Source organism: Capnocytophaga sp. oral taxon 335 str. F0486, assembly GCF_000277665.1.
In the GTDB taxonomy this organism is placed as follows: domain Bacteria; phylum Bacteroidota; class Bacteroidia; order Flavobacteriales; family Flavobacteriaceae; genus Capnocytophaga; species Capnocytophaga ochracea.
Genome location: NZ_AKFR01000023.1, coordinates 43,253 through 59,383, shown reverse-complemented (window position 1 = coordinate 59,383; position 16,131 = coordinate 43,253). Strand labels below are relative to the sequence as shown.

General features: G+C 40.1%; 12 protein-coding genes. 10 read left to right on the top strand and 2 right to left on the bottom strand.

Annotation, left to right across the window (positions count from 1 at the left end):
• The first annotated feature begins 92 nt into the window (after window positions 1-92).
• From HMPREF1320_RS04845 to HMPREF1320_RS04810, 7 genes are all read left to right on the top strand, one after another.
• Entirely contained in the window at window positions 93-1,622 is a 1,530-nt protein-coding gene (locus tag HMPREF1320_RS04845) for a hypothetical protein (protein WP_009417619.1), read from the top strand.
• A 760-nt stretch (window positions 1,623-2,382) separates the two neighbouring features.
• Entirely contained in the window at window positions 2,383-3,180 is a 798-nt protein-coding gene (locus HMPREF1320_RS04835) for a hypothetical protein (RefSeq protein ID WP_009417713.1), read from the top strand.
• 49 nt (window positions 3,181-3,229) lie between these two features.
• A complete protein-coding gene (locus tag HMPREF1320_RS04830) occupies window positions 3,230-4,696 on the top strand; it encodes an aryl-sulfate sulfotransferase (RefSeq protein WP_009417655.1) in 1,467 nt (488 codons plus the stop codon).
• Window positions 4,697-4,713: 17 nt separating this feature from the next.
• The gene (locus HMPREF1320_RS04825; RefSeq protein WP_034554167.1) at window positions 4,714-7,041 is read left to right on the top strand and encodes a family 20 glycosylhydrolase; all 2,328 of its coding nucleotides are present in this window, start codon (window positions 4,714-4,716) and stop codon (window positions 7,039-7,041) included.
• A 100-nt stretch (window positions 7,042-7,141) separates the two neighbouring features.
• Entirely contained in the window at window positions 7,142-7,912 is a 771-nt protein-coding gene (surE, locus tag HMPREF1320_RS04820) for a 5'/3'-nucleotidase SurE (protein ID WP_009417643.1), read from the top strand.
• A complete protein-coding gene (locus HMPREF1320_RS04815) occupies window positions 7,900-8,202 on the top strand; it encodes a hypothetical protein (RefSeq protein ID WP_009411254.1) in 303 nt (100 codons plus the stop codon). Before surE ends, HMPREF1320_RS04815 begins: the two co-directional genes overlap by 13 nt.
• An 11-nt stretch (window positions 8,203-8,213) precedes the next feature.
• Window positions 8,214-10,136: an LTA synthase family protein gene (locus tag HMPREF1320_RS04810; RefSeq protein ID WP_009417635.1), complete on the top strand. Its 1,923-nt coding sequence runs from the start codon at window positions 8,214-8,216 to the stop codon at window positions 10,134-10,136.
• 111 nt (window positions 10,137-10,247) lie between these two features.
• Here HMPREF1320_RS04810 and trxB read toward each other — a convergent pair whose 3' ends face one another.
• Both trxB and HMPREF1320_RS11100 read right to left on the bottom strand, forming a co-directional pair.
• Complete coding sequence (gene trxB, locus HMPREF1320_RS04805) at window positions 10,248-11,189, bottom strand: thioredoxin-disulfide reductase (RefSeq protein WP_009417680.1); 942 nt, start codon at window positions 11,187-11,189, stop codon at window positions 10,248-10,250.
• Window positions 11,190-11,641: 452 nt separating this feature from the next.
• Window positions 11,642-11,821, bottom strand: coding sequence for a hypothetical protein (locus HMPREF1320_RS11100; protein ID WP_111973044.1), 180 nt, complete (start codon window positions 11,819-11,821; stop codon window positions 11,642-11,644).
• 287 nt (window positions 11,822-12,108) lie between these two features.
• Between HMPREF1320_RS11100 and HMPREF1320_RS04800 the strand changes: the two genes are divergently transcribed.
• From HMPREF1320_RS04800 to bamA, 3 genes are read left to right on the top strand one after another with little or no spacing between them, the layout of a single operon-like run.
• The gene (locus tag HMPREF1320_RS04800) at window positions 12,109-12,804 is read left to right on the top strand and encodes a DUF6089 family protein (RefSeq protein ID WP_034554165.1); all 696 of its coding nucleotides are present in this window, start codon (window positions 12,109-12,111) and stop codon (window positions 12,802-12,804) included.
• A 15-nt stretch (window positions 12,805-12,819) separates the two neighbouring features.
• Entirely contained in the window at window positions 12,820-13,542 is a 723-nt protein-coding gene (locus tag HMPREF1320_RS04795) for an isoprenyl transferase (protein WP_009411260.1), read from the top strand.
• 4 nt (window positions 13,543-13,546) lie between these two features.
• The gene (gene bamA / locus HMPREF1320_RS04790) at window positions 13,547-16,081 is read left to right on the top strand and encodes an outer membrane protein assembly factor BamA (protein ID WP_034554163.1); all 2,535 of its coding nucleotides are present in this window, start codon (window positions 13,547-13,549) and stop codon (window positions 16,079-16,081) included.
• The last annotated feature ends 50 nt before the right edge of the window (window positions 16,082-16,131 follow it).

Sequence of the window (16,131 nt, the reverse complement as noted above, 5' to 3'; positions counted from 1 at the left end):
TTTTCTGAGGCTGTCTCACCTCCAACAACGAGACAGCCTCTTTTTCTTAAAAAGAAAACTAAGAATAAAGCATACAACTTAATGATTTTAGTATGAAAAAAACATTTATTTTTTCATTGGTGATGACCTTGTTCATCTATGTTGGTTGTAAGATAGATTCTGAGGAAACTACCCGCAACGCAACAACTACATCAAGCGATGGGCAATCGCTTAATGCTGCACAACAGGCTCAAAAAGGGGTAATGTTTTGGGAGTTTGATGCTCCTTCTAACGATTGGATAGAAGCCAATCAGAACAGTAAGCCTAATTGCTATAAGATACAACATAGCCCTGGCTGTACAAACGGTGGACTTATTATTCACACAGAGGTGAATACTTTGCAACGCAACAAACTCAAAACTGTAAGACAATATGGAGCGGGAGTATATGAGTGGAGATTGTATGTCCCTAAATTCGAGAAAGGAGCCCAAACGAGTGTGAATTGCTTTCTTTACAAAGATGACAATCACGAATTGGCTATCAAAGTCTATTCAGGAAAGAATGCGGAACGCTCCCAAATGAGACTTACTGATAATCAAGTAATAGCAGAATTGGGTGGTTATGGAATGGCAACTAAAAAGATAGCTATTACCCAACAAGATTGGCATAGGTTTAAGATAGAATTGAAGTTAGTGAATGGTAATTATCACGCTATCCTTACAGTAGATGGAAGAGAAGGAAAGGATAAATTGGAAGGAACACTTGATTATGGTCAAGACAACCTTTTCAATATCTTTTGTAGTGTAGAGAACTTACCAAAAGTAGGTGATAAACCTGCTACCACTCCTACAACAGGTGTATGGGATAATGTTAAGTATACGCCCAATGGTGGAGCTGTAGTTCCTACACCTAAGCCTACACCTGACCCTAAGCCTGATAATCCTGTTGGAACTTACAGATGGCACTTTAGTTCTTATCCTCTTTCAGATTGGATTTTAGCCAACCAAGAACCTAATAAGAATGTAGACCATTGTTCATCAGTTTATAAAGATGGTTGTGACGATGGTAAGGCTTTGAAGATATGGACAAAAGCAGGGACAAAAGAGCGGAAAAAATTAAAGACAAAACAAATGTTTGGTGCAGGGATTTACACTTGGCGTGTTTTCATTCCTACAATGAATATTGGTGAAAGAGTGAGCGTAGGTTCTTGGCTTTATAATGATGACCAACACGAAGTAGATTTTGAGGTTGGTTCAGGAACTGTTAGAAAAAGAAGAGAAGCTCACGCAACGAAAAACAATCAGTTGATAGCTTATATTACAAGCCAAAATAATCCAGAACTACATCACGATACTGAGATTGTTACAGTTGATGAGAGAAATAAAGGATCGTGGCATACTTTTCAGATAAGATTGGAAATAAATCAAGCTATTAATGGTCAGAACTATATCATTACTTGGGCTATAGACGGAGTAGACCGTTATAAGTCAAAACTAAACTATGGACAAGAAAAATTATTTCATATATTTTGTAGTGTAGAGAACTTAGACTTTTTAGGAGAACGTCCTACTACAGAAGATGTTGTAGGCTTATGGGATTATGTAACTTATCAACCATATCCTTATTCTTATAAACCTCGCTAATAAAACGAGACTTACATATTGCTTTTATAAATGGCTGGTAAAGGGGTTGTAATTATCTACCTTTATAGAATATTAATAGAATTGCTTTGTTGTTAGTTAAAACGGTATTCATTACAACCCTCACACCAGTTTGTATAGTGAAAAGTGAAAAATTATTAGGATAAAGAGTTTTTGAGCTTTTCGGAAGGAAACGGAGATTTTCAAAAGGAGGAATTTAGATAAAAGGTAAAAGATGAGCTGTAAATTAGGTGGGGTTAGCTTATAGAGAGCTTATAGGAAGCTTATACGAATCTTGGACGATTGGTATAGGAAGGGTATGTAAGTAATTGATTAATACTGTAATACAACAAAGCAAAAAACGGCAAAAACGGGGTTTCGAGGCGAAAGAAAGAGGAATAGGCAATAGGCCTTAGGCCATAGGCACTAGGGGGGAGTATGACGGAAAAGGAGAAGGGATAATTAGGAAATTAGTAAATTAGAAAATTAGTAAATGGGGAAGTGTGAGGTCTTAGGTTATAGGCACTAGGGGAAGTATGACGGAAAAGGTGGAGTGTAGCGATGCAATAACGAATAATGAACGAAGAAACGACGAAGGAAAGACGAAGGAAAGACGAAGGAAAGACGAAGAAACGGAGAAGAAACGGAGAAGAAACGGAGAAGAAACGGAGAAGAAACGGAGAAGAAACGGAGAAGGAATAGCGAAGAAACAATAAAGCAAAAGAGAATTTTAAACAAAGCAAAAACGAAAAAATAAAAGCATATGAAACGAGTAAATCTATTTTTAATGGCAATGTGTTGGACAGCTTTTGTAAGCTGTAGCAAACAATCGAGTGATATTCCTGAGGTGACCATTGATAAAACCAAAGTGATGCGATGGGATTTTAAAACGCTTGACGGTTGGTTATTAGGTAATCAGGACGAGGATTACCCACAAGGGAAGGACAAAGAAACTTATGCCAAAGTGGTAAGTGATTCTTACGCCGAAGATGGTTGGGCACTGAAAATATGGACGAAAGCTCATACTGAACAGCGCAAAAAACAAAAAACAGTACACCGTTACGGGGCAGGTATTTACACTTGGCGTGCTTACATTCCGCCGATGGAAACGGGTGCTTGGGCAAGTATAGGCTCTTTTCTGTATAACAGTGAGGGGCACGAGATAGATTTTGAAGTAGGCTCAGGTGATGCCAAACGCAGGAAGAAGTTGGGCGCAAAAGAGGGGCAGGTAGTGGTGTTTATGACCAGCCAGAATAATCCTTGGAAGCAAAATGCTGAGGTGCTTATAGACAGCGACCAATGGCATACTTTTCAGATTAAATTAGCTATCAATCCGCAGAACAACCATTATATTGCTACGTGGCTCATCGATGGGGTGCAACACCTTCATACGGAGCTCAACTATGGGCAGCAGTATCCTTTCCGTATCTTTTGCAGTGTAGAAAATATAGATTTTATAGGCGACCGTATTCCTACCAGAGACCATTATGCCTTGTGGGATTATGTGACATATGAGCCTTTTAGTAATGCTATTGAGCCTGTAAATCCCGATAAAGACTAACGCTTTTTTCTTATTGAAATAACATATAGGAACAAGAAAGATTTAAAATATGAGAAAATCGATTATTATTTTGTTTTTAATCATAGGGGGGGTATTAGTTTCTTGTAAAAAAGACGAACTTTTTATCCCTAAAAAAGAAGACCCTATTCCCCCTAAAAAAGAAGACCCTTTTGTCCCTCCGTATCAGAGTAATCTTACCGATTTTGAGGTGTCTTTGAGCAAGACGAATAACCTTCGCGCGGAAGTAACAGCAACTTTCAGCGGAGAAACGTCCTTCCATATAGCTTATTGGGAAGTGAACCATCCGGAACAAGTACAGCAAACCAATACCTATCAGGGCAAAGGGATAGAACGTAAAACGCTATTGTTCCTCAAACCCGATAGGCAATACAGTTGCCAAATCATTACCGAGAAAGGAGATAAGTCGGCAGTGAAAACCTTTAAAACAAAAAGTGTGGAGGCTTTTCTTCCTAATGCAACATTACTGATAGACGACCTAAAAGAAGATATAGGCGGTTATTTTTTTGCAAATGCCCGTATGAATGGTACAAAAGCCATCTATCTAACAGATACTAAAGGAGTAGTAGTATGGTATGAGCAAGTGCCCGAAGAGCCTTTGGTCGTAAATTACGATGCACAGCGTCAGCAGTTTTACATTCTTACCAATCCTACTTACCCTGTTGGAAGTCCTTATACTTTCAATGCTAAAAGTATTAAAATTATAGACCTCTTTGGGGAGGTAGTATTTCAAAAAGACTTTGCTACTGTTCCTGCACTTAACGGACGGGAAGTGCATCACGAGTGTCGCCCTATGCCCGATGGTAGTATAGGATTAGTAACCTATATTGATAAAACTTTCGACCTCACTGCACAAGGCGGAACAACCACCGATACTGTAAAAGGTGATGGTTTTGTGATTATGAATAGAAGAGGAGAAATCACCCAGCAATGGAGTTGTTTTGATTATGTAGACCCCACTACCGATCCTAATATAAAAATACAAGGAGTAAAAAAAGATTGGCTACACGCCAACTCCTTTAACTACGATAGCGAAGGTAATTACTATATGACGTTTAATCGTTATGGAGAACTTTGGAAAATTGACGGTAAAACAGGGAAGTTACTATATCGCATAGGCGAAAATGGCACCATAAAACCTGAGAAAAAATACTTTACTCACGGAATGCACTGTGCTAACCCGAAAGCACCTAACGAGGTGTTAGTGATTGACAATGCGCGTTCAGATTCCGATACAGGCTCGAGAGCTATTTTGTATAAAGTGAATGAACAAAGCAAAACAGTAACAGTTCCTATGGCAGTAGCACTTCCCAAAGACTTAGCCTCATCAAACCGTAGCAATGCACAATTTATAGGTGAGTACTTGTTACTAATCACGTTGAGTACCAAAAAACAAATTATCATTACCGACCGCAACGAAACACCCATCATAAAACGTTCTTTTATGTTGCCTTTTACTTTTTATCGAGCACAATATATCCCAACTATTAAATATTAAAAATCAAACCACCACCAATGAAAAAACTTATATTTAGTTTAGTAACACTATGTCTTATGGCTTGTAAAGGCACTGAGCCTGTAATTCATTACGAGGTAATTCCGCTACCACAATCCATTAGTTATACCCATCAGAAACCTTTTGAGCTCGATGCTCAAACCGTGATTACCTATCCACAAGATGATGCCTTACTACAAAGGAATGCCCAATTCCTTGCCTCTTATCTTAAAGAAATCACAGGGCTTACTCTTACCACTGAGCCCAATGTGAACAGTGGGAAGGTTATTCGTCTTAAAACCGACCTTAAAAAAACTAACCAAGAGGCTTATCAACTTACCGTAGCAAGTGAGCAAATTACTATCGATGGAGCAAGTCCCGCAGGTGTGTTCTACGGCATACAAACCTTGCGCAAGTCGATTGACGTAACAGAACCTAAATCCTTAGCGTTCCCTACGGCTGTGATAGACGATGCGCCTCGCTTTGCCTATCGGGGAATGCATTTTGATGTGAGCAGGCATTTCTTTACAGTAGATTTTATCAAGCAGTACATTGATATACTCGCACTTCATAACCTTAATAAGTTCCATTGGCACCTCACCGATGACCAAGGGTGGCGTATAGAAATTAAAAAATACCCTCGCCTTACTGAGGTAGGTTCAACACGCAAAGAAACGCTTATTGGGCATTTGCTCAAAGATAAACCCCACCAATTTGATGGCAAACCTTATGGCGGGTTCTACACCCAAGAACAGATTAAAGAGATTGTAAAATACGCCCAAGACCGCTATATTACGATTATTCCCGAGGTAGATATCCCCGGACATACCTTAGCTGTGCTCACGGCTTACCCTGAGTTGGGTTGTACAGGCAAGGACTATGCAGTAGGTACCAAATGGGGTGTTTTCGAAGATGTACTTTGCGCTGGCAATGAGGCTTCTTATGAGTTCTTAGAAGGCGTATTCGACGAAATTACCGAACTTTTCCCCTCTAAATATATTCATATAGGAGGTGATGAGTGTCCTAAAACACGTTGGAAAGAGTGCCCTAAATGTCAGGCTAAAATTAAAGCGTTGGGCTTAAAAGGCGACGCTGAACACACTGCCGAACAGAAACTACAAGGCTATGTGGTATCGCGCGTAGAGCAGTTCCTCAAGAAGAAAGGTAGAGAGATAATAGGCTGGGACGAGATTTTGGAGGGAGATAACATTTCACAAGACGCGATTGTAATGTCGTGGCGAGGTACCGAAGGAGGTATAGCCGCTGCTCAACGCCACAACCGTGCTATTATGACTCCGCATTACAGTTTGTATTTCGACTATAACCAAGGCGAAGACCCTAGTAAAGAACCACTGTCCATAGGTGAATACCTCCCCGTGAAAAAGGTGTACGACTACGAACCTATCGACCCTAAACTCACTCCCGAACAAGGTAAATACATCTTAGGAGCACAAGCTAATTTGTGGACAGAGTACATCTCGAGTCCTGCACACGCTGAGTATATGCTCTTGCCGCGTTTGGCTGCCTTAGCTGAGGTACAATGGACAGCCCCAGAGAAAAAGAACTATGCTGACTTTTTGAAGCGTTTAGGCAACTTACTCAATTACTACCAAAAAGAGGGGTATCATTATGCCAAACACATCTTGGGCGTTACACCTGTCATTCAGCCCGATCCTAAGAAAGATGGCATTCAGGTAGAACTCCTCACCGTAGGCGATGGCAAGGTGTACTACACCACCGATGGCACTACTCCTGATGCTACCAAAACGCTTTATACCCAGCCTATCAAACTCAGCAACGAGGTGCTGTTAAAAGCAGTAGCTGTGCATAAAGATACTATAAGCGGAGTGTTTAGCTACCAGTCGTTATTTAATAAGGCTACTTACAAGCCTATACAATTACTCACTGAAACTAATCCTAAATACACTTTTGGAGGGGCTACTGCCTTAGTAGATGCCCAAATAGGTGAAGATTCTTATATCGATGGGCATTGGGTGGGCTTTCCTGGTCGAGTGGGAGTAGAAGCAGTAATCGATTTAGGTAAAGACGAAGAAATTAGCAATCTCAAAACAGGTTCTTTGTCCGATACGCCTAACTGGATATTTCCAGCCTCAGAAGTTGCTATTTACAGCTCTGCTGATGGAAAAAACTTTCAGCTCATCACTCAGCAACCTTTGAAGATAGCCCAGAAGACCGACCCTATCAAGCGCGTGCCTATCAGTTTGAACTTTGCTAAAACTAAAACTCGCTATGTGAAAGTAGTGCTCAAAGGTACCGTAATCCCTGAATGGCACGAGGGTAAAGGCACACCAGCCTTATTGTTTGTAGATGAAATCCAACTGATGTAAAAATATATATTTTTCATATGTAATATTGCTTTTATTTAAAATTTGTGTACTTTTGCACATCGTAAAGACGCGACTACAAAACGCGTCTTTACTTTTTAGTATGCAAAAACCTTTAATATTAGTAACAAACGACGACGGTATTACTGCTCCTGGTATCCGTTATCTGATAGACATAATGAAAGAATTAGGCGAAGTAGTGGTAGTAGCCCCTGATTCGCCACAGAGTGGTAAAGGGCACGCCGTTACCCTCGATACTACTATGTACTGCGACCCTATGCCTTCACATAACGGAGCTACTCGCGAATACGCTTGTAGTGGTACACCTGCCGACTGTGTGAAAATAGCCAAACACGAAGTGCTGAACGGTCGTCTGCCCGATCTCTGTGTGAGTGGTATCAATCACGGTTCCAATGCTTCTATCAACGTGATATACTCAGGAACGATGAGTGCTGCTATCGAGGCGGGTACTGAGGGCATTCCTGCTATTGGTTTCTCATTATTAGACTCCAGTTGGAATGCTGACTTTTCGCAAGCACGTGCCTATATAAAGCATATAGCCCAAAAAGTACTCGCTAATGGGTTGCCCAAAGGGACAGTACTGAATGTGAATATACCTAATATCAAGAAGGAAGAAATAAAAGGCGTAAAAGTATGCCGTCAAGCACGTTCGCGCTGGATAGAAAGTTTTGACAAACGCGTGAACCCGCAAGGAAGAGTGTACTACTGGATGACAGGTACTTTTGTGAATGAAGACCAAGGTACTGATACTGACCAATGGGCTCTCGAAAACGGCTATATTTCAGTAGTGCCTATTCAATTTGACCTTACGGCTCACCAAAATATTCAAGAGTTAAAGCAATGGGATTTTTAAATATAAATCAAAAACGCAAAGACCAAATCATTGGTTTTATAGCAGGTATTGTTGTAAATGTGATAGGGGTGATAGCCTATGTGCTTATTTTCTCTAAATTTAGTATTGCTACTACCTTGCAAGATGCCTATTACAAGAGATATTTAGGGAAACTCATACTCTTAGGAGCCCTGTTAGACCTTGCTATCTTCTTCTTTTTTATCAATCGTTATGAAAACGAACGCGCACGTGGTGTACTTATCGCTTCGTGCGTATTAGCCTTTATAATTCTGCTATTACAATTCACTTAAAATTAAATACAATGAGAATCAGAGAATATGTAGTTTTCTTATACCGTATCTTCTTGGTATACTTATTTTATGCTATTGCACGTGGTTTGTTTATCTATATGAATCGCGGACTGATGGGTGATTATAACACATCCGACCTTTTCTATTATGGATTGGCGTTTGATAACTGTGCTATAATGTACACTAATTTGCTGTTCATACTGCTCAGTTTACTACCTTTGTGGGTAAATACCCATAAGAAGTTTCAGAAAGTAGTTTTTTGGTCGTACTTTATACCTAATACGATTGCTTATGCCACCAATTTTATTGATATGGCATACTATCCTTTTAGCAAGTCTCGCCTTACTTCGGCATCGTTTGCAGTTATAGAACACGAAAACAACAAAATGAAAATATTCAGTAGCTTTTTAGGAGGCTATTGGTATATGTTCGTAGGCTTCTTTTTACTGATAGCTCTTTGGGTTTTCCTTTATAAACGCGTGAAAAACGTCGAAGTGCCTATTGCTCAAAAGAAATCTTATTTTGGTTGGTCTGCTGTATTTTTCTTAGGCTTCGGTACTCTGATAATGATGGCTATACGAGGCGGTGGTTTTACTTCGGATACGCGCCCTATCAATATGCTCGATGCTAGCCGACACGTAAATACAGCTCCTCAGGCTGATGCGATATTAAACACGCCTTTTTGTCTCATTCGCAGTATGGGTAAGAACAAAGGATTTAAAGAATATCACTTTGTAGATGAAGCCTACATCAATGAGAGTTTAAAACCTATTAAGCAGTACAACCGCGAAGTAGCTACCAAGCCCAATGTCGTCCTCTTTATTTTAGAAAGTTTCGGTAAAGAGTATTGGGGCTGTATGAATACTAAAACCCATATTCCTGACTTTAAGTCGTATACTCCCTTCTTAGACTCGTTAGCGCAACATTCACTTGTGCTCGACAATGCTTATTGCACAGGACGTCAGTCTATACACGGAATGTCGTCAATGCTAGCAGGAATCCCCTCTTTTCAAGTCGCTTACACCTCATCACCTTATGTGAAGCAACCCACACAGTCTTTGGTGTCTATTGCCAAAGAAATGGGCTACGATACCTCTTTCTTCCATTCAGCACCCAATGGTTCTATGGGATTCTTAGGTTTTTCTAATATCTTAGGTTTCGACCATTATTATGGTAAAAATGAGTACAATAACGATGCTGATGACGATGGACACTGGGGAATTTGGGACGAACCTTTTTTCCAATATATGTGCAGGACTTATTCTCAAAAGAAACAACCTTTCTTAGGCACTATTTTCACACTCTCCTCCCACCACCCTTTTCAAATTCCTAAGCAATATGAGGGCAAATTCCCTAAAGGCAACTTAGAAATTCACCAATGTATTGGCTATACCGATTACGCTCTCAAACAATTCTTTGAGTGTGCTAAAAAACAACCTTGGTATAACAATACTATCTTTGCTTTTGTCAATGATCACCCTAACCAAATCTATTACGACCTTTACAAAGAGCCTATTACAGGCAAAGGAGCGGCAATTATGTTCTACAGCCCTAACCCTAATTTAGTGCCAAAGGGGGTAAATTCAGATATTACTCAGCAAATAGATATTTATCCTTCGTTAGTAGACCTAATGGGTTACCATAAGCCTTTCCGCTCTTGGGGGCGCAGTGTGTTTGCCAATCTTCCTGATGAAATGCCTCGCGCTTTTATCTCCGATGCGCTTATGTACCAAATGATGCAAGGTAATTACATCTATATCATCGACGAAACAGGCAAGGTAAACGGAGTGTACAAGAAAGAAGACGGTGCTCTCAAAAACAATCTCTTGGGCAAAGAAGACAATGCCGAAATACAAAAAGGTATCAAAGATTTAAAAGCCTTTATGCAAGACTATATGGATAGAATTATCAACCATAAGCTTAGTTTAAAATAAAGGTAAAAAGTAAGAAACAAATCCAGCGATAGCTGGCAGGTTAAATAGCAAAGCGCGATGTTTATTATTCTAAACATCGCGCTTTCTTATCTCTTATCTTTTACCTCTTACCTATTCAAGAGTAAGAAGGTATTTCTCTGCGTCCAACGCTGCCATACAGCCCGATCCTGCTGCCGTAATAGCTTGGCGGTAGCGTGTGTCGGCAGCATCACCGGCTACAAACACCCCTGCTACATTGGTGAGCGAAGTGCCCGCTACATTCTTAATATAACCCACCTCATCAGTGTCGATATAAGGTTTAAACACATCGGTATTAGGTTTGTGACCGATAGCTACAAAGAAACCTGTGATAGCTATTTCGCTTATCTCCCCTGTCTTGTTGTTGCGCACTTTAATGCCCGTAACTACTTGTCCGTCACCTAATATCTCTTCAGTTTCAGTATTGAAAAGCACTTCTATTTTTGGCGAATTGAGCACGCGTTCCTTCATAATTTGTGAAGCGCGGAACTCATCGCGACGCACGAGCATTGTTACTTTCGAGCAAATGTTCGCTAAGTAAAGCGCTTCCTCACAAGCCGAGTCGCCTGCCCCTACAATAGCCACGTGTTGATTGCGGTAGAAAAAACCGTCGCACACAGCACAAGCCGATACGCCTCCTCCTGTTTGCAAATAGTGCTGTTCTGAGGGTAAACCTAAGTATTTAGCCGAAGCACCCGTAGCGATAATCACAGCATCAGCGTGGAGCTCTTGGTCATCTACCCATACTTTGTGTGGGCGAGCCGAAAAATCTACCTTAGTCACCCAGCCGTTGCGAATATCAGCCCCAAAGCGTTTAGCCTGTTGCTCTAACTGCATCATCATTTCGCTGCCCATTACCCCCTCAGGATAGCCAGGGAAGTTTTCTACCTCAAAGGTAGTAGTGAGTTGTCCGCCAGGTTGTTCGCCTTGATAAAGCACAGGGTTAAGATTGGCGCGAGAGGCATAAATAGCGGCAGTATAGCCCGCAGGACCTGAGCCTATAATTAGGCATTTTATCTTTTCAATGTTTGCCATAGCAATTTTTTCTTTTAATTAGGGTGCAAAACTACAAAAATAATACCAATCTACAAACCTGCCAATTTGTCAATTAGAGCAAATGCACGAAATTAAAAGTTGATATCAGTTCGATAAATAATTCTGATGATGAGTCTTTTTTGCAGTATACACTTTGCCAAAGTTAATCGCCCCTCGTGCTACGACCTTTGGCAAAGTTGAATCTTGCATTGTTATTTTACAAGGCGCAGTCTTGATGCTATTTTAATTTTGAAATCAATTTTGTTTAATTTCTGAAACACAATCTCTCGCATACCCCACTCCGAGTATTCGTTGGCTATTTTACATCGAGCTTACGCTACTTATTTTTATGTCCGACAAGTCTAACTAGTAGAACCAGTGATATGAGCAGATAGTAGCACTATAAGTCCAATCAATATTCAGTTAGTATTCCATTAATCTTCAGTTAGTCTTCATTGTAGAGCCACTGTAGAGCCACTGTAGAGCCACTGTAGAGCCACTGTAGAGCCACTGTAGAGCCACTGTAGAGCCACTGTAGAGCCACTGTAGAGCCACTGTAGAGCCACTGTAGAGCCACTGTAGAGCCACTGTAGAGCCACTGTAGAGCCACTGTAGAGCCACTGTAGAGCCACTGTAGTTCCGTTTAAGGTTTATTAAAAATCCGTCAGATGTCTCACAGAGCAACCACAAGGTACTTCTCGCTACCTACTCACAAGCACCTTTCATCTACCCACTTTTCACAAATTGCCCCGATAACTTATAATTCTTTATAAAAATAAATATACTTATATCGTGTTAATAATCAATGATATATAAAGAATTTTAACAGCTAATTAAAAAATCCAAAATAAAAAAATAGGAAATAATAAATGTTATTTCATATAAAACACGTATATTTGCGCCTTGCATAGAATAGCGTATGTACAGATTTATACACATTACATTGATACTATTGGCGATGCATATGGCATCGGCACAGCAACACGAAATCGGTGTTTTCTTAGGTGGAAGCAACCCCATTTCAGATGTTGGTAGAACCTATTATTTATATCCTAACAAAATCGCTTTTGGTGGGATATATAAATGGAATTTCCACGAACGTATGGCAGTTCGTGTGCAGGTTACTAAGTCCGAACTTAGAGCTAACGACGTCCAATCCGATATCCCTGGTAAACGCAACCGAGGGTTCGCTTATTCAAGTGATATTACCGATTTGGCAGTAGGCACCGAGTTCAATTTCTTTAGCTACAGAATCGGCAATTTGCTCGATATGCCTATGACCCCCTATGTGTTCGTAGGTATAGCTGGGCTTTGGCACGACGATTTGTACTTCGACCCCTCCTCTCCCAAACCCGTTGAAGCTACCGATACTACACGTCGCGACTTCGATGTGGCTGTGCCCGTAGCTTTTGGTTTTAAAGCTAAAATCACTCGAAGGCTTGTTTTAGGAGGTGAAGTAGCTTTCCGTTTTGCCCTTACTAACAACGTCGATGGTAGTGCACCCGAAAGAAAATCCTTTACATTCGGTAACATAGGAAGAAGTTACGACTGGTACGCCTTCTCAGGTCTTACCCTTACCTACACCTTCGGCGAATGGCCTTGCTATTGTAGATAATTTCACTTAAAACCAATGGAGATTACAAACTATCCAAAGCATCTGGCTATTATAATGGACGGTAATGGGCGTTGGGCAAAAAAACAAGGCTTGCTCAGAGCCTATGGTCACGAAAAAGGAGTGCAAACTGTGCGACAAGTAGTGGAATATTGTGTGGAACACCGTATTCCATACCTCACTCTTTTTGCCTTTTCTACCGAAAATTGGAAACGACCCGCCTTAGAAGTAAAAGCCCTAATGGAACTATTGGTAAAGTTCCTGAAAAAGGAAGTTGATAATTTGCACAAGAATAATGTACGCCTCAAAACCATTGGCAATTTAGACCGTTTCCCTCCTAAACCACGCGAAGCCCTACTTGCTTCTATCGATAAACTCAAAAACAATACAGGGCTTACCCTTACCTTAGCCCTCAACTATGGAGCACGTGAAGAAATCCTAACTGCTATAAAAGAAATTGCAGCAAAAGTAAAAGAAGGCACACTTATTGCTAATACAATTACCGAAACAACACTACAAAAACACCTATACACCTACGACTTACCCGATGTAGACTTACTTATCCGCACCAGCGGTGAGGAGCGCATCAGCAATTTTTTATTATGGCAAATAGCCTATGCCGAGCTCTATTTTACTGAAGTATTATGGCCTGATTTCACAAAAAAACATTTAGAAGAAGCCCTGTCAAACTATCAAAATAGAGAAAGACGATTTGGAAAAACAAGCGAACAACTTACGTAAAACTATGCTGAAAAAATTTTTATTGCTTGCTTTCTTGGCTTTTGTAAGCCTTGTAAGTGCACAAGAAGAAGATAGAATATCATTAGGAAAAGGAAGAAAATATACAATTGGTGGCATTGAAGTTACTGGCGCAAAACGTTATAACGAACAAACTATCCTCACTACTTCGGGTTTGAAAGTAGGTGATGTAATCGAAATCCCCAGTGAAAAATTCAGCTCCATCATTCATAAGCTATGGAGCTATAAGTTGTTTAGCGATATTAATATTTATATCAAGCGCGTAGAAGGTGATACCGTATTCTTAGAGTTAGCTATCAAAGAAACACCTTCATTAGTCGATGTAAAAGTAACAGGTATCGGACAGAAAAAAGCAGAAACCCTCCTTAAAGATGCCGAAATTAAAAAAGGAGTAAAGGTAAACGAAAGCCTTATTGCTAATACTAAAAACTATATCACTAATAAATATCGAAAAGATGGTTATCTCAACACCAAAGTAACCATCGATACCAAAATAGATACTACCGATGCCAATGGTGTAGATATGCTCATTCACATCGATAGGGGTAATAAGGTAAAAATCGATAAAATTACTTTTGAAGGCAATCAGCAATTCACCTCAGCCAAGTTGCGCAAGAAGCTCAAAAAGACAAAACAAGTGCGTTTCGGTCGTTTCTGGAAACGCTCCAAATATGTTAAGAAAGACTACGACGAAGATTTAACAAACCTCGTAGATTTCTATAAAGAAAAAGGCTATCGCGATGCTCGTGTGGTAAACGATACACTTATTAAAAATAAAGACGGTAACGTAAGTCTTAAAATAGCAGTAGAAGAAGGGAAGCGTTATTATTTCGGTGATATCCGCTTCTTAGGAAACTCAGTCTATAACGACCGTGTACTCAATCAAGTATTGGGTATCAAAAAAGGCGATGTATATAACGGAGTATTGCTCAAAAAACGCATTCAAGACAATACCAAACCCGATGCCGAAGATATAACCAATTTATATCAAAATAGTGGTTATCTCTTCTCGCAAATACACCCTGTAGAAACCTCAGTGGTAAATGATACTATCAATTTCGAAATACGCGTGGTAGAAGGAAAGCCTGCTTATTTTAATAAAATATCAGTAACAGGTAACGAAAAGACTAACGACTATGTAATTTATCGCGAGTTGCGCACACGTCCTGGTTATCTATATAGCAAAGATGCCGTAGTGCGTACCGTTCGTGAGTTAGGGCAGTTGCAACTATTCGATGCTCAAAACATCAATCCAGAGTTTAAAAATGCCGACCCTAATGCAGGAACCGTAGATATAGAATATAAACTCACCGAAACAGGTTCAAGCCAAGTGCAGTTGCAAGGAGGGTACGGTGGAGGCTCATTCATAGGTACACTTGCCCTTTCATTCAATAACTTTTCTATTCGCAACTTGTTCAACCCTAAGGCCTATCGCCCAGTGCCTATGGGCGACGGTCAAGCACTATCACTCAGTTTCCAAATAAGTAGGTACTACCGTACTTATGGGTTTTCATTCACTGAGCCTTGGATGGGAGGTAAACAGCCTGTGCAGTTCTCAGTATCATTTAGTAGAACCGAACAGTTCGGGTATAGTTACAGGAGCTATGATGTAGATAAGAGTAAACGTGTGTATATCACCGGAATAAGCGTAGGTTTAGCCAAACGTTTGAGAGTCCCCGATGATTATTTCCAAATCGCTCATACTTTAAGCTATCAGCATTATGATTTGAAGAATTATCCTAATTTAGGACTCTTCACTTTTAAAGATGGTAACTCTAATTCATTAGCTTATACTATTTCGCTATCGCGTAACTCAAGTGGTCCTAACCCTATCTATCCAATGTCAGGAAGTAGTTTTACTATTAGTGCGAAGCTTACCCCTCCTTACTCATTGTTCAATAAGGTAGATTATGGCAAACTGCTTGAAGAACGTGAAACAGCATCTAATAACGGCGATTCTGAAAGAATAGCACAGATAGACCAAGAGCGTTTTCACTGGTTAGAGTTTTATAAGCTTAAATTTACCTCAGCTTGGTATACCAATATTTACAGTAAATTTGTATTAAAGTTTGGTGCTGATTTTGGTTATTTGGGAGCTTATAACAGTAAACGCGGTATAGTACCTTTTGAACGTTTCTTTATGGGAGGCGATGGCTTAGGCTATTACTCGATGGACGGACGTGAAAACATACAAATGCGAGGGTATGAAAACTATGCCCTTTCCGCCGATGATGGCGAGACTGTGTTTAACAAGTTCTCTCTGGAATTGCGTTATCCTATTACTCTTAAACCAATGGCTTCTATCTATGGCTTAGTATTTGCCGAAGGAGGTAATGTACACAATGGATTAGAGAACTTTAATCCTTTCCAGATTAAGCGTTCAGCAGGTTTAGGATTGCGACTCTTTATGCCACAGTTCGGTATGCTGGGTATTGACTTTGGGTATGGTTTCGATAACCCTGCCAATAGCAATAACCGCAGTGGCTGGCAAACACACTTTATTTTTGGACAACAATTCTAATTTTTGGCACGATATTTTCTTTTATGAAAAGAGAAGGCTAAAAAGTAGTA

Excerpts from the sequence above, each read along its gene's own strand:
- HMPREF1320_RS04835 (WP_009417713.1), top strand. The coding sequence starts at position 2,383 with ATGAAACGAGTAAATCTATTTTTAATGGCAATGTGTTGGACAGCTTTT.
- HMPREF1320_RS04845 (WP_009417619.1), top strand. The coding sequence starts at position 93 with ATGAAAAAAACATTTATTTTTTCATTGGTGATGACCTTGTTCATCTAT.
- HMPREF1320_RS04795 (WP_009411260.1), top strand. The coding sequence starts at position 12,820 with ATGGAGATTACAAACTATCCAAAGCATCTGGCTATTATAATGGACGGT.
- HMPREF1320_RS04810 (WP_009417635.1), top strand. The coding sequence starts at position 8,214 with ATGAGAATCAGAGAATATGTAGTTTTCTTATACCGTATCTTCTTGGTA.
- HMPREF1320_RS04815 (WP_009411254.1), top strand. The coding sequence starts at position 7,900 with ATGGGATTTTTAAATATAAATCAAAAACGCAAAGACCAAATCATTGGT.
- surE (WP_009417643.1), top strand. The coding sequence starts at position 7,142 with ATGCAAAAACCTTTAATATTAGTAACAAACGACGACGGTATTACTGCT.
- trxB (WP_009417680.1), bottom strand. The coding sequence starts at position 11,189 with ATGGCAAACATTGAAAAGATAAAATGCCTAATTATAGGCTCAGGTCCT.
- HMPREF1320_RS04800 (WP_034554165.1), top strand. The coding sequence starts at position 12,109 with ATGTACAGATTTATACACATTACATTGATACTATTGGCGATGCATATG.
- HMPREF1320_RS04825 (WP_034554167.1), top strand. The coding sequence starts at position 4,714 with ATGAAAAAACTTATATTTAGTTTAGTAACACTATGTCTTATGGCTTGT.
- bamA (WP_034554163.1), top strand. The coding sequence starts at position 13,547 with ATGCTGAAAAAATTTTTATTGCTTGCTTTCTTGGCTTTTGTAAGCCTT.
- HMPREF1320_RS04830 (WP_009417655.1), top strand. The coding sequence starts at position 3,230 with ATGAGAAAATCGATTATTATTTTGTTTTTAATCATAGGGGGGGTATTA.